This window comes from Vibrio sp. D173a, from assembly GCF_030248475.1.
Genome location: NZ_JAHGAH010000695.1, coordinates 1 through 1,206, shown reverse-complemented (window position 1 = coordinate 1,206; position 1,206 = coordinate 1). Strand labels below are relative to the sequence as shown.

General features: G+C 44.4%; 2 protein-coding genes and 1 pseudogene. All 3 read right to left on the bottom strand.

What is annotated here, in order from left to right; translation table 11 throughout:
- Positions 1 to 742, bottom strand: a pseudogene (gene plsX, locus KIV40_RS28595) (phosphate acyltransferase PlsX); the annotation flags it as partial.
- Positions 743 to 913 carry a 50S ribosomal protein L32 gene (gene rpmF, locus KIV40_RS28590; protein WP_004414666.1) on the bottom strand — a complete coding sequence of 57 codons (171 nt, stop codon included), beginning with the start codon at positions 911 to 913 and terminating at the stop codon, positions 743 to 745.
- A 35-nt stretch (positions 914 to 948) separates the two neighbouring features.
- A partial coding sequence (locus KIV40_RS28585) for a YceD family protein (protein ID WP_285352600.1) occupies positions 949 to 1,206 on the bottom strand: 258 nt, incomplete at its 5' end.

The following is a 1,206-nucleotide window of genomic DNA, read 5'->3' as shown; positions in this document are numbered from 1 at the left end:
AGGTTTTTAATTCAGTAAATAGCTCAGAAAACAATATTCTGGCGATCCAACCCTTTATCGTTGACGCCATGATGCGCGTTTTTAGCTTATCAATAAAGAGCTGTGCAGTGCCTTCACACGTTTTTAGGCACACATTGCCCACAAAACCATCACAAACAACCACATCTGCTGCATCTTGCAGCAATTGATTTCCTTCAATATAGCCAATGAAGTTCACAGACTGGGTGTTAGACAACATTTCCGCGCATCGTTTTACAAGGTCATTACCTTTTATTTCTTCTGCGCCGATATTCAAAATAGCGACACGTGGAGGGCGGCCTAAATGTTGTTCAGCTAATGCGCTTCCCATTACAGCAAATTGAAAAAGAGAGTCTGCGTCACTGGATACGTTGGCACCGAGGTCCAACATCCACGTACGACTACCGGAAGCGGTAGGCAATGCTGAAACGAGAGCTGGGCGATCAATACCTGGGAGTAACTTTAGACGAAAGCGTGACAAGGCCATCAACGCACCGGTATTACCACCACTGACACACGCATCTGCTTGAGATTCTGCAACCAAATCGATTGCTTCACGCATCGAACTGCCCTGACTGTTTCTTAAGGCAAGAGAAGGCTTTTCTGAGTTGGAGATTACTCGGTCACAATGCTGGATGCTCAAACGAGAATCAGGCTGTCGACCTAATGAGGATAATTGAGATGTGATCGCGTTTCGATCACCTATGAGAATGACTTTTAGCTCTTACTTGTTGATAACCTTTTTGCCGCGGTAGTAACCTTCCGCTGTCACGTTGTGACGTAGGTGAGTTTCACCTGAAGTTGCGTCTACAGAAAGTGCAGCTGTAGTTAGCGCATCGTGTGAACGACGCATGCCACGCATTGAACGTGATTTCTTGCTCTTTTGTACGGCCATTGACCCTACTCCTATGTAAATTCTTAAAGAAGCAGTTACTTCTTTAAGCTTTTTAAAACATCAAATGGATTCGGCTTCTTATCTTCCTCAATTTCTTCAGGAAGTTCACCAAACACCAAGTTATTTGAGTTAACGCTACAGTCCGCTTCGTCGTGCATTGCTACTTGTGGCAATCCAAGGATGAACTCGTCTTCAACTAGTTGAATCAGGTCTAACTCACCGTACTCGTTCAGATCTACCAAATCGTACACTTCCGGTGCTTCTTCTTCACTTTTCTCATTGTAGTAAGGAGT

Bases quoted from the DNA above. Each gene is read 5' to 3' on its own strand.
- rpmF (WP_004414666.1), bottom strand. From the start codon at position 913: ATGGCCGTACAAAAGAGCAAGAAATCACGTTCAATGCGTGGCATGCGT.